Below are 12,104 nucleotides of genomic sequence, written 5' to 3' on the forward strand. Positions count from 1 at the left end.
TGGGGAAGGGGCTTTTTTATGTTTTTTTTCACTGCACAAAATAACATTTGGGCAACCTGACCGTTATACAGGCAAGGAGGTGCAGCATGGAGCCAAGAGACTTGGAGAAGGTGCTCCAACCCAAACTGGCGGAGATCCGCCGCTACTTGATCCGCCTCGGTGCCGGGGCCTCAGATGCAGAGGATATTGTGCAGGACACTGTGTACAAGGCGCTGCTATATCTGGAAGCGATCGATGAGCGCAAATTCAGCGCCTGGTTATACAAGGTTGCAATCAACCGGTATTTTGACCTGTGCCGCAGGAAGAAGAAGTTTCAATACAGCGAGGAAGTGGAGGTTCATCCTACGCCTGAGCATGAGCTCCCGGAAGCGGTGCTGCTGCGGCGGGAGCGCAAGGAGAAGATTGAAGAGGTGCTGGCCGGTATGATTCCAGCCAACAGGCAGCTGATTCTGCTGAAATATGAAATGGAGCTGTCCTACAAGGAAATTTCCGCCATGCTCGGCATCACGGAAGGAACAGTGAAGGCTACGCTCTACCGGGCGCGGCAGCAATTTAAACAATTATACGGAGGTGAGGGCGAATGACTGCCCCATGGGAAGAAGCAGAAGACCAGAATATTATGACCACCCTGAAAAAAACCAAACGGAAGAGTATGATCCGCAGTATCCTGATTTCACTCGGAGTCAGTATACTTACGTTGTTGATCGTATTCTATGGAGCAGCGCAGCTTGTAGGTCATCTATCCATGAATGCCCACTATAGCGAGCAGCAGTATATGAGGATCAGCAGTCCCAATGAATTCGATTCCGGCTACAAGGATAACCGCGGCTTTTTGTCAGGCGTCCTGGAAATGAATACCTACAAGATTGTCGATGACGTACCTATCCCCTGGAAAACCAGATGGCTCAATTACAATCCCTGGTGGTTCCCCTTTACAACGGGCGCATACGGAGGGGCAAATAACCTGAACGTAGAAGATTCGCGTATGAAGCAGGAGGGGTACGAGTATTACCGGAATTACAATTCCGACAATGGACAAAGAGAAATGGCCTTCTATATCCCGGGAGTCGATTACAACGGAAAAATTATCAATGATCTCTCCGAGCTGGACCGGATGAACGGAGATAAGCGGGTGGAGCTGGCGGTATCTTTTGACAAGGACTACTCGTTTGAAGAAGCGAAGAGCATTCTGCCCGCTGGGGCAAAACAGGTCTGGTACTGGGTCGATACGTATGATGACCGCGAGGGGTTCGGCTTTAAGCCGTTTCCTAATGAGAACGATCCCGCTAAAATGAACTATCCGACCCCGATGAGTGCGAATTACGGAGTCTACGGTTTCGGCATCCAGCCGGAGTGGAATCAGGCGAAGCCCGAGGATTTCATCGGCGCAGTACAGATTGGGGTAGACAAGAAGGACAATCACCACAGTGAGTATCAGCGCATCTTCAATTATTTGAAAAAGGACAAGGCGGCGCCGGAAGCCGGTGATATCCGGATATTGGGCGTAGTTGTGACCGGGACGGCGGACGGGTTAAAGAGCCTGAAAGGTCAGACCTACGTGCGCGGAGCAGTACTGGGAGCAGTGGTGGACAAATATTAAAATAAGAAATACTGAGGGCGGCCCGTTAATGAGAGGGCCCGCCCTCTTGAATTAGCAGCAGAAAAATTCAAGTGCAATTGATATAGTGCATAAGGAAGTCCCCCGGAATGTCATACTAATAGAAATCAGAATCCTGAAGCACACGGACGGGTGTTGCAGGCAGAAGGGGAGCGCTGTGTACGATGGAAATCACAGAAGCAAGCAAGGCGGGCGGAGGGCGTAACGAAGAGATCCTGCCAGGCGAGGTTAAACCAGCGGTGAATGATCCGGTTCCTCCAGGAATGCCGGGACCTGTGGGGGTGCTGAAGGAACTGGGGCAGACGGCGGTGCCGACAGGGGAGCCGGATATTTTTTGCATGACGATTATAGGACAAATTGAAGGTCATTTCGTCTTGCCGCCGCATAACAAGACCACGAAATACGAGCATATCATTCCCCAGCTCGTTGCAGCTGAACAGAGCAAGACCATTAAAGGGCTGCTGATCATTCTCAATACGGTCGGCGGGGACGTAGAGGCTGGACTGGCCATTGCTGAGATGATCGCGTCCTTGTCGAAGCCTACAGTAACGGTAGTCATCGGCGGCGGTCACAGCATCGGCGTGCCTATAGCGGTATCCTCCACATATTCCATTATTGCCGAAAGTGCAACCATGACGATCCATCCGATCCGGATGAACGGCCTGGTGATCGGCGTGCCGCAGACCTTCGAGTATATGGAGCGGATGCAGGAGCGGATGGTGAAGTTCGTGACCTCTCATTCCCGCATCACGGAATCACAGTTCAAGGATCTGATGTTCAAGACCGGAGAGCTGAACCGGGACATCGGCACCGCAGTGGGCGGCCAGGATGCCGTCAGATTCGGCCTGATGGATGAAGTGGGCGGAATCGGTGCCGCACTGGCCCATCTGAACCGGATGATTGCCGCTGCTCCTTCTCAGACGAACGATACGCTTACGCCAGGGGGGCTGACCCAATGACCTTCTATACCATTCTTCCGATGGAGCAGGTATTCGAGGGGGCACTGAGTTATGCCTCTCCCGTGCAGGAGATGACTATTCAGGGCATGCTGATGCAGGTAGAGCTGCTGGATGGAGGTCAGGCGAAGGTGGTCCGGCTGCTGCAGTGTCCGCTGGATAAATATCTGGATGCGGCCTTCTCCCCGGGTGCAATCGTTCAGCTGGACCGCTAAGTGCGAACAAACCCCCTAAAGATGCATATTCTGACAAAAGAGAACATAGGTACGCCACGCCATTATATGGTATAATGTTGACTCGGGGGTGGCTGGCGTGGCTAAACGGAGAAGAAAGAAGAAGAAAGCGCTGCTGGGCAGTGTTTTAAAATATGAAATCTACGGAATTCTGCTGATTACGATTTCCGTCATTGCATTGTCGGGGGAAGCGGCTGTCGGCCGTTCGCTCTCAAGCATGGCGGGGTATTTACTTGGCAGATTCTATTTTGTGCTGCCGCTGGCCGGAATTTTCTATGGGCTGATGGTAATGATTCACAGGAAATGGCCGTCCACCTGGAACAGCCGCTATACCGGCGGCCTGCTCCTGCTGTTGTCCATGTGCCTGATGAGTACCATATCGGCAATGCAGCAGAAGCTGGGTCCGCTCGGGATGCTGCATCCGGGCAATGTGCTGTCTCAAATACATAATGATTTATCCGGCGCCCTCTCACCGGGCGCCGGCGACAGCAGCGTATACATGCTGGGCAAGGATATCAGCGGGGGGTACATCGGTGCGCTTGAATACGCTGCCCTCCTGTGGCTGTTCGGCAATCTGGGCGCCAAGCTGCTGATGATTGTACTTCTGGCCATCAGCTTCATGCTGATTACCAATCTCTCCTATGTAGAGCTGTTTACCTTACTCCGGGTAAGGGCCGTCAAGCTGATTGAAGGAATTAAGCTACGGGCGGCGAACCGCCCGGCTGCCGTTCCAGTGGTGAACAGCAGACCGGCTAGAGCCAGCAGAGTTACAACGCCGGAACCTGCGGATGATGACGATTACTTTGAAGAGGATGACGGATCGGATCAGCAGCTGCCAAGACGCGGACAGTCGAAGCTGCTGGGCAGAATAACCGGCTGGTTCAGCGGGGCTGCCCGCCAGAGTCAGCCGGAAGTCATGGGTGACCCGGAGGATGAAGTGACGGATATCATCATTACGGATCCGCGGGGTGGTCCGGTCATCTCCGGAATGACAGCAGCGGGAGGTGTTCCTCTGGAGGAGTATGGCGAGGAGGACTTCCCGGATGAGGAGCTTGAGCCTGTAACGCCGATCATCCGGGATTTCTTCGAGCATATCCGCTCTGAAGGGCTGAATGCCGAGGACCGGGAGGAATGGAGCGAATTCTCACCAGCGGCACGTGGTGGTGCTGCCACCGGAACAGGTGCTGCTGAGCTTACGAGAGCGGGAGCAGATTCTGCTCCGTCAGGGGAATCCGGGGAGGGTCTGCCTGTAGAGCTGGACGGGCTGCTGGGAACGGCAGAGGAGGGCGAAGCGGCTCCGATTATTCCGCCTCCACCTCCGCCCAAGCCATACAAGCTGCCGTCCTTCCGTTTGCTGGCTAAGCCGATTAACGGGGCGAAGGCGGGCGATCAGAATGATTATATGCAGACGGCACGCAAGCTGGAGGCTACACTGGAGAGCTTCGGTGTAAGGGCGAAGGTGCTGGAAGTGGTTCGCGGACCGGCGGTGACCCGGTATGAGATTCAGCCGGATATCGGCGTGAAGGTCAGCCGGATTGTCAATCTTACCGATGACATCGCGCTGGCACTGGCTGCCAAGGATATCCGTATGGAAGCGCCGATTCCCGGCAAATCAGCCATCGGCATCGAAGTGCCGAATTCGGAGGTCTCGGTCGTCACCATGCGGGAAGTGATGGAGACACAGATTTTCCAGGAGGCGGATTCGCGGTTATCCATTGCCTTCGGGCGGGATATCTCCGGCCAGACGATTATCGGCAATCTCGCCAAGATGCCCCATCTGCTGGTAGCGGGAGCAACCGGCTCCGGTAAATCAGTCTGCATCAACGGTATTATTACCAGCATTCTTTATAAGGCTAAGCCGAATGAAGTGAAATTCCTTATGGTTGACCCTAAGATGGTCGAGCTGAATGTATATAACGGCATTCCGCATTTGCTGGCTCCTGTAGTTACAGACCCTAAGCGTGCCAGTCTGGCCTTGAAGAAGATTGTGGTGGAGATGGAGAAGCGGTATGAGCTGTTCTCCAAATCAGGCACACGTAACATGGAGGGCTACAACAACTTGATGAAGGATAATCCGGCAGCAGTACTGCCGTATATCGTTGTCATCGTGGACGAGCTTGCCGATCTGATGATGGTTGCTGCGAATGATGTAGAGGATGCAATCTGCCGGCTGGCCCAGATGGCGCGGGCGGCGGGAATTCATCTGATTATCGCCACACAGCGTCCTTCGGTAGATGTGATCACCGGCCTGATTAAGGCGAATATTCCTTCGCGGATTGCTTTCGGTGTCTCCTCGAATGTGGACTCCCGTACCATTCTGGATATGCCGGGTGCCGAGAAGCTGCTCGGACGCGGCGATATGCTGTTCCTGCCGATGGGGGCTTCCAAGCCGATCCGTGTTCAGGGCGCTTTCATGAGCGATCAGGAAGTAGAGACGATTGTGCAGTATGTCAGCAGCCAGGGGGAAGCGAATTACGACGAGTCGCTTGTGCCTGAGGTGGACGATACCATGAGCGAGGATCAGGAGCCGCAGGATGAATTGTATGAACAGGCCGTCCAGATCGTGCTGGAAGCCAAGCAGGCCTCTGTATCGCTGCTTCAGCGGCGTATGCGCGTCGGATACACCCGTGCCGCACGCTTGATCGACTCTATGGAGGCCAGAGGCGTCATCGGCCCTTACGAGGGCAGCAAGCCGCGTGAGGTGCTGATGTCGCTGGAGCAGTATCAGCATAATAGACTCAGTTCATAAATGCAAAAAGCTGTCCCGCAAGCCATCAATGGCTTACGGGACAGCTTTTATTTTGCAGGGGCAACAATATTACTTCACCCGTGGTGCTGCAAGCAAATGCTCAACAATGAAATCAAGCTGTGCGTTCAGGGAGTAAATATCGTTGTAATAGGATAATCCGAAGTCGATATTCATCAACCGGCCTTCTTTGACTGCAGGGATGCCGTTCCAGAGCGGGTCTTCCGTCAGATCAGCCATCCCTTCATAAGAGGAGCGGAAGATATAATCCCCGCTGTAGTCGGCCAGCACTTCAAAGGATACGGAATCACCGCCCATATCGGTCTTGGAATCAATTTTTTGCTGGAGGAGCTCAGGCGCCTTCATTCCGAGATATTCATAAATGACCTGTGAACCCCGACCGTACTGTTTGCTCATCACCACTACCATGCTGCGGTCTGAGCCGCCTTCCATGATGGAGACCGTTGAACCGAGGATTCCCGCGTCCTGCAGCTTCTGCTTACTGTCTTCCACTTTGGCCTTGAAATTGTTCAGAAGGCTGGTAGCCTGTTCTTCCTTGCCGAAAATATGTCCAATGAATCCTACCCGTTCATCGGTCGTCATCTTCTCATAAGGGACCAGCACTGTCGGTGCGATGTCATGCAATGCCTGATAGGTTTCCTCAGAAGGAACAATGATCAGATCGGGCTCAAGCGACAGTACAACCTCAGGGCTAGCCTCGAACCAGGTGCCCAGCTTCTGTACATCCTTCAATTCATTCTCAAAGGCAGCGCCTTCGGATACATCAGATACCCCTATGGGCTTGATGCCCAGAGCCAGCACATCGCCCAGCAGATACAGCACCACGACACGCTGAGGATCGGCAGGCACCACGACATCTCCTTTTACCGTAGAGATCGTCCGGGTCTGTGCCTCGGCTGCAGTGTTGTCAGGGGACGTTGTAGAGGATGCCGTCGCAGCAGGCGAAGAGGTTGGCGTATTGCTGCCGTTGCCCGCCGTCGTTGTAGTGGTATTTCCTGAGGAACAGGCACTTAACACTATGGTGAAGCATAACAACAAGGTTAACATTAGGGATGGCTTGGCCGTTCTGAACATGGATGACGCTCCTTTTTGATCATATTGATAATGATTATCATCATCAATATATCGGAGAGTGCCTTCACGGGCAATGTCATTTGCAGACAGCGCAGATATCATATCCCGCCAAGGGGAAGCGGTCTGCTCAGAATTTTTGTACCTCACTGGCGAGTTTCCGAAGTGCTTTTTGAACATTTTGCCAAAAGAATACGCATCCGGGTAGCCCACAGCAGCTGCAATATCATGCAGTGTGGCTTCTGTGCCCAGCAATAGCTCACGTGCCTTATCCATGCGAATCTGAACCAGATATTGGGCGGGGCTGGTCTGAAGCCGCATGCGGAATAGCCTCGATAATGTCCTCGGGCTGGTGCCCAAAGTGTCGGCAAGTGTATCCAGGGTGAACGGCCTGCTGTAAGAATCATGCATATAGCGTACAGCCTGGTCGAGCACATCTGCTCTAAGCGGGTGCAGCTCCTGCTCCTGCATCTGATGAAGCAGCTCATGGACCCATTGATAGAACAGGACTTTGACATGCAGATGCTCCAGGGCGCGGCGTGTCTGCCAATCCCCATACATCTGGTCTAGGATCTCATACAGCAGCAGGGGATGGACAGGAGTGAAGTGATAGATTCCGGTAAAAGGCTTGCTGCGTTCCAGAACCGCTGTCAGGTTGCGCCGGGCAGGCAGCGTTAATGTTGAACGGTACATAATAAGGTAATAATCCAGAATTTCATGTGTTTTCAGCAATTTAATCGTAGTGCCTTTGCCCCCGTGAAAGACAGTTGCGCCGCTGATTTCATATCGGCTGTCATCTATAAGCAGACTTGCGCTGCCGCGAACGATATACAGGTATGTACTAGCCGGAAGGCGATAGTTCAGCGGAGGTTGTCCAGAAGTGAATGAGGCCTTGCGGATATCGATAACTTCTACAGCAGCATGGTTCCACAGTACAATATGGTCTTTAAAATCCATGTTTCTTCTCAACTCCTGTTGTTTCATAACCCAAGTATAGTTGATAATCGTTCTCAGTTGCAATGGATTTACGTTTCCTTGATTTGCGGTCATGCATAGGAAGCCCTGCCAGTCGTCATAATAACTTTAGCCATTCATGCAGAACTTCCAAGAGAAAGGTAGAGCGAATCCCATGACAAAACATAAGCAGTGGATCATTGCCGCCGTTACCCTTGCCCTTGCAGCTGCGCCGTTTGCCGGTGCAGTCTTCAAAGATCATGATTTGATCTATGCCAAGCCATATGCAGCAGAACAGGTTGCCGCAGATCACCCTGATGAAGGGGAGGAAGCCATGCCCGTATTCGGCACAACTCCGCTTAAGGTAGGCTCCTCCGGGCAGGATGTCTATGAGCTGCAGGGAAGATTGAAGCATCTTGGTTATTTTAACGGGAAGATTGACAGTCAGTTCGGGACCAAGACGAAGAATGCTGTCACCTGGTTCCAGTGGAAATTCGGCCTGAAATCCGACGGGGTAGTCGGGGCCAAGACGAAGCTTAAGCTATACAATGCGACTACAGCCTGGAAGCCGACAGCGCCCGAGACGTCTACCGCCCAGAAGAAAACGCCCTCCGGCGCAGCTGCAGCCAAAACCAATACGGCTGAGCTGTCCTCCGGCAATACCATGGGCTTGTCCGAAAACGACCTGAAGATCATGGCTAACGCGGTTTACGGCGAGTCACGCGGCGAACCTTTTGAAGGACAGGTGGCTGTAGCCGCAGTCATTCTCAACCGTGTCAAATCCCCAAGCTTTCCAAATACGCCATCGGGCGTCATTTTCCAGCCGGGAGCCTTCACCGCCGTAGCTGACGGCCAGATCTATCTGGAGCCTAATGAACAGGCACGCAAGGCAGTGCAGCAGGCTCTGAGCGGCTGGGACCCGTCGGGCGGCTGTATCTATTACTTCAATCCCAAGACGGCGACCTCCAAGTGGATTTGGTCCCGTCCGCAGGTGAAGACGATCGGCCAGCATATTTTCTGCATGTAGCTTACTGTGTCTGTATACAACCCTCCGTAAGAGCAACCGGTACGCTGTCCTCCGGTTGCTTCCTTACTTTGGAATGGTTTAGAATGGATAATACTTCATAAACTTGTTATAGAGCATCAATCCACGCTGCAAAGGAGTTTTGGACTTGACTAATAATGGATTTCAACATGGCCATGCCGCAAGCATGCGCATACATGTTCTGCCGACCAAGGCGTTCAAGACATTCGCCATCTCACTGTATGCAGGCGTTCCGCTTGAAGAAAGTACAGTGACCTCTACCGCACTGGTTCCGTTTGTACTCCGCCGGGGGACAGCGTCCTACCCGGAAACAACCCAATTCCGCGAGCGTCTGGAGGAGCTGTACGGTGCCGGCTTCGGCTTCGATATTTATAAACGCGGAGATTACCAGATTGTCCAGTTCCGGATGGATACGATCAATGATTCCTTTGTGCAGAGCAAGGAGAGCCTGCTTGGGGAATCCTTTGCTTTTCTGGGAGAGGTGTTGACCCGTCCCCTGCTTGAGAATGGAAGCTTCCGGGCTTCTTATGTAGCTACAGAACGCGAGACGATCCGCAAGAAGCTGGAATCCATTGTGAATGACAAAATCCGCTACGCGGCAGAACGCTGCATTGAGGAAATGTGCCGCAACGAGCCTTACCGTCTTCATCCCCTCGGTCAACGGGCCGATCTGGATGCTATCACGCCTGAGACGCTGTACCAGAGCTATACCTCCTGGCTGAATGGGGCTACGCTTGATCTGTATGTTGTGGGCGATACCACACCTGAGGAGGTCGAGAAGCTGGTGACAGCTCATTTTGGCCGGGCCCATCACTCCGAAGCCGGAGGCTACACCTCGGACATAACGTCAGTCACGGTTACGGAAGTGCGGACGGTGGAGGAGAAGCTGGATGTGAATCAAGGCAAGCTGAACATGGGGCTGCGGACCTCGATTACCTACAAGGATGACCGGTATGCTTCCGCGCTGATGTACAATGGTATTCTTGGCGGTTACCCCCATTCCAAGCTGTTCGTCAACGTGCGCGAGAAGGAGAGTCTGGCGTATTACGCCTCCTCCCGTTATGACGGGCATAAGGGCATCGGGACGATTCAATCGGGGATCGAGACCCAGAACTACGGCAAAGCCGTTGATATTATCCGCAAGCAGCTGGATGAGCTGAAGGCCGGCAATATTACTGACCTGGAGCTTAGCCAGACGAAGGCGATGATCCGCAACCTGCTGTCCGAGATTCAGGATTCGGCGTTTGAGATGATTTCCTTTGATTTCAACCGCCAGCTATCCGGCAAAGACCGTTCTGCCCAGGAGCTGATGGACCAGGTCGACGGCATGGGGGCGGCTGAAGTGAAGGCTGCGGCGGATACTTTTGAGCTGGATACGATTTATTTCCTGACAGGGAAGGAGGAATAGGGATGGAGAAGCTCCATTACGAACGGCTTCAAGAAACACTTTATCACGAGGTTATGGATAACGGACTGCAGGTGTATGTGCTGCCGAAGCCGGCTTTTCTCAAAACCTACGCCACCTTTGCCACGAAATACGGTTCGGTAGACAATCACTTCAAGGTGGCGGGCGGTGAGGAGACTACAGTACCTGACGGAATTGCCCATTTCCTGGAGCATAAAATGTTCGAGGAGCCGGAAGGCGACATTTTTGCCACTTTTGCTTCCAATGGTGCGTCTGCGAATGCCTTCACCAGCTTCGACCAGACGGTCTACCTTTTCTCGGCCACGGAGAATATTGAGCAGAATCTAAGCACGCTTGTTGATTTTGTGCAGCGTCCTTATTTTACCGATGAGAATGTGGAGAAGGAGAAGGGAATTATTGGGCAGGAAATCAATATGTATGCCGACAATCCCGACTGGCGCGTCTATTTCGGGCTGATTGAAGCGATGTACGCTACCCATCCGGTTCACATCGATATTGCCGGTACTATTGAGTCGATCTCAACCATCACCAAAGAAACGCTGTACACCTGCTACAATTCCTTCTATCATCCCAGCAATATGCTGCTGTTCGTTGTCGGCGGAGTGGACCCTGAGCAGGTATTTGAACTGATCCGCAGCAATCAGCAGGGCAAGAGCTATGAGAAGCAGGGTGAAATTACGCGTATCTTCGCGGAGGAGCCTGAGCAGGTAGCCTCCAAGCATGTGGAGAGCAGGCTCGCTGTATCCATCCCCAAAATGATGTTCGGCTTCAAGGAAAAGGTGGATGGTCTGAGCGGTGAAGCGGCGGTGCGCCGTGATCTGACCACGAAGCTGATGCTGGATCTGCTGTTTGGCAGCAGTACGGCATTGTATCAGAAGCTCTATGACGAGGAATTGATCTCCGACAGCTTCGGTCACGAATTTAACAGCTCTGCGGAGTATGCCTTCTCGGCGATCGGCGGCGATACCAAAGATCCGGGGCTGCTGCTTGAACGGATTAAGGAAGAGGTAGGACGTATTCTGGAGACGGGCTTCGCGGAGAAGGATTTCGAACGGGCCCGCAAAAAGAAAATCGGCGGCTTCCTGCGGATGCTGAATTCACCGGAGAGCATTGCCCATGAGTTCACCCGTTACCAGTTCCGTGGAGGAGATCTGTTTGAAGTGCTTCCCCTGTATGAATCGATCACTCTGGAGGAAGTGAATGCCCGGCTCCATGCCCATGTGAACTGGGAGCAGCTGGCCGTGTCGCTGGTGGTGAGTCCTTAATGATGTTACCGGGAGAGGACAGCAAACCGATTGGTGAAATGACAGTGCTCATTACCGGGGGCAGCGGGGGAATCGGCGGCGCGATCGCTGAGCGTTTTGCTTCGGTGGGGATGAATATTGTGATCCATTATATGAATTCGCATGAAGCGGCAAATGATGTGGCCCGGCGCTGTCTGGCGCTGGGGGCGAAGGTAATGACCGTAGCGGCGGACATGAAAGACCGCAGTCAGCTCGTACGCATGGCCGAAAGGCTGGAGAGCAGCGGCATGATGCCGGATATCCTGGTCAATAATGCCGGGAAAGCTCATTATGGCATGTTAGCCGATTTGACCGAGGAGGAGTGGGACGATATCATGGCGGTGAATCTGAAGGGCACCTTCATGTGCAGCCAGATTTTCATGCCTTATATGGTCACGCAGCGTTACGGCCGGATCATTAATGTGTCTTCGGTGTGGGGGATCTCTGGTGCCTCCTGTGAAGTGGCTTATTCGGCCAGTAAGGGCGGAGTGAATGCTTTTACCAAGGCGCTCGCCAAGGAGCTGGCCCCCTCCAAGGTCACTGTGAACGCTGTAGCGCCTGGAGCAGTTCACACGGCCATGCTGTCCAATCTGCAGGCGGATGAACTGAAAATGCTGGAGGAGGAGATCCCTGCGGGGAGGCTGGCTACCCCTGAGGATATTTCCTCGCTTGTTTATTTTCTGGCGCTGCCTGAGTCCGGTTATATTACGGGTCAGGTCATCAGTCCGAACGGCGGCTGGATTACGTAATA

General features: G+C 53.2%; 10 protein-coding genes. 9 read left to right on the forward strand and 1 reads right to left on the reverse strand.

The window, feature by feature from the left end; genetic code table 11:
* Window positions 1-86: 86 nt before the first annotated feature.
* The 5 genes from NSS64_RS10070 (at window position 87) to NSS64_RS10090 (ending at window position 5,556) form a co-directional block, all read left to right on the forward strand.
* Window positions 87-584, forward strand: coding sequence for an RNA polymerase sigma factor (locus tag NSS64_RS10070; protein WP_341139998.1), 498 nt, complete (start codon window positions 87-89; stop codon window positions 582-584).
* Window positions 581-1,600 carry an anti sigma factor C-terminal domain-containing protein gene (locus tag NSS64_RS10075; RefSeq protein WP_341139999.1) on the forward strand — a complete coding sequence of 340 codons (1,020 nt, stop codon included), beginning with the start codon at window positions 581-583 and terminating at the stop codon, window positions 1,598-1,600. Before NSS64_RS10070 ends, NSS64_RS10075 begins: the two co-directional genes overlap by 4 nt.
* A 182-nt stretch (window positions 1,601-1,782) precedes the next feature.
* Complete coding sequence (locus NSS64_RS10080) at window positions 1,783-2,577, forward strand: ClpP family protease (protein WP_341140000.1); 795 nt, start codon at window positions 1,783-1,785, stop codon at window positions 2,575-2,577.
* Entirely contained in the window at window positions 2,574-2,789 is a 216-nt protein-coding gene (locus NSS64_RS10085) for a YlzJ-like family protein (protein WP_036724745.1), read from the forward strand. Before NSS64_RS10080 ends, NSS64_RS10085 begins: the two co-directional genes overlap by 4 nt.
* A gap of 97 nt (window positions 2,790-2,886) precedes the next feature.
* Entirely contained in the window at window positions 2,887-5,556 is a 2,670-nt protein-coding gene (locus NSS64_RS10090; protein ID WP_341140001.1) for an FtsK/SpoIIIE family DNA translocase, read from the forward strand.
* Between the two features lie 69 nt (window positions 5,557-5,625).
* Here NSS64_RS10090 and NSS64_RS10095 read toward each other — a convergent pair whose 3' ends face one another.
* Window positions 5,626-7,602 (reverse strand): AraC family transcriptional regulator, encoded by a 1,977-nt coding sequence (locus NSS64_RS10095; protein WP_341140002.1) that lies wholly within the window; start codon window positions 7,600-7,602, stop codon window positions 5,626-5,628.
* Window positions 7,603-7,774: 172 nt separating this feature from the next.
* Between NSS64_RS10095 and sleB the strand changes: the two genes are divergently transcribed.
* The 4 genes from sleB (at window position 7,775) to ymfI (ending at window position 12,102) form a co-directional block, all read left to right on the forward strand.
* A complete protein-coding gene (gene sleB / locus NSS64_RS10100; protein WP_340993268.1) occupies window positions 7,775-8,626 on the forward strand; it encodes a spore cortex-lytic enzyme in 852 nt (283 codons plus the stop codon).
* Window positions 8,627-8,771: 145 nt separating this feature from the next.
* Complete coding sequence (gene yfmF / locus NSS64_RS10105; RefSeq protein WP_445667787.1) at window positions 8,772-10,052, forward strand: EF-P 5-aminopentanol modification-associated protein YfmF; 1,281 nt, start codon at window positions 8,772-8,774, stop codon at window positions 10,050-10,052.
* 2 nt (window positions 10,053-10,054) lie between these two features.
* Entirely contained in the window at window positions 10,055-11,335 is a 1,281-nt protein-coding gene (gene yfmH / locus NSS64_RS10110; protein WP_341140003.1) for an EF-P 5-aminopentanol modification-associated protein YfmH, read from the forward strand.
* Window positions 11,335-12,102 carry an elongation factor P 5-aminopentanone reductase gene (ymfI, locus tag NSS64_RS10115; protein WP_036724753.1) on the forward strand — a complete coding sequence of 256 codons (768 nt, stop codon included), beginning with the start codon at window positions 11,335-11,337 and terminating at the stop codon, window positions 12,100-12,102. Before yfmH ends, ymfI begins: the two co-directional genes overlap by 1 nt.
* Window positions 12,103-12,104: the final 2 nt, after the last annotated feature.

It is taken from the genome of Paenibacillus sp. FSL H8-0122 (genome assembly GCF_038005345.1).
Classification (GTDB): Bacteria; Bacillota; Bacilli; order Paenibacillales; family Paenibacillaceae; genus Paenibacillus_AQ.

What these genes read in the sequence shown, in the direction of transcription:
- NSS64_RS10070 (WP_341139998.1), top strand. Translation starts at nt 87, where the DNA reads ATGGAGCCAAGAGACTTGGAGAAGGTGCTCCAACCCAAACTGGCGGAG.
- NSS64_RS10075 (WP_341139999.1), top strand. Translation starts at nt 581, where the DNA reads ATGACTGCCCCATGGGAAGAAGCAGAAGACCAGAATATTATGACCACC.
- NSS64_RS10080 (WP_341140000.1), top strand. Translation starts at nt 1,783, where the DNA reads ATGGAAATCACAGAAGCAAGCAAGGCGGGCGGAGGGCGTAACGAAGAG.
- NSS64_RS10085 (WP_036724745.1), top strand. Translation starts at nt 2,574, where the DNA reads ATGACCTTCTATACCATTCTTCCGATGGAGCAGGTATTCGAGGGGGCA.
- NSS64_RS10095 (WP_341140002.1), bottom strand. Translation starts at nt 7,602, where the DNA reads ATGGATTTTAAAGACCATATTGTACTGTGGAACCATGCTGCTGTAGAA.
- sleB (WP_340993268.1), top strand. Translation starts at nt 7,775, where the DNA reads ATGACAAAACATAAGCAGTGGATCATTGCCGCCGTTACCCTTGCCCTT.
- yfmH (WP_341140003.1), top strand. Translation starts at nt 10,055, where the DNA reads ATGGAGAAGCTCCATTACGAACGGCTTCAAGAAACACTTTATCACGAG.
- ymfI (WP_036724753.1), top strand. Translation starts at nt 11,335, where the DNA reads ATGATGTTACCGGGAGAGGACAGCAAACCGATTGGTGAAATGACAGTG.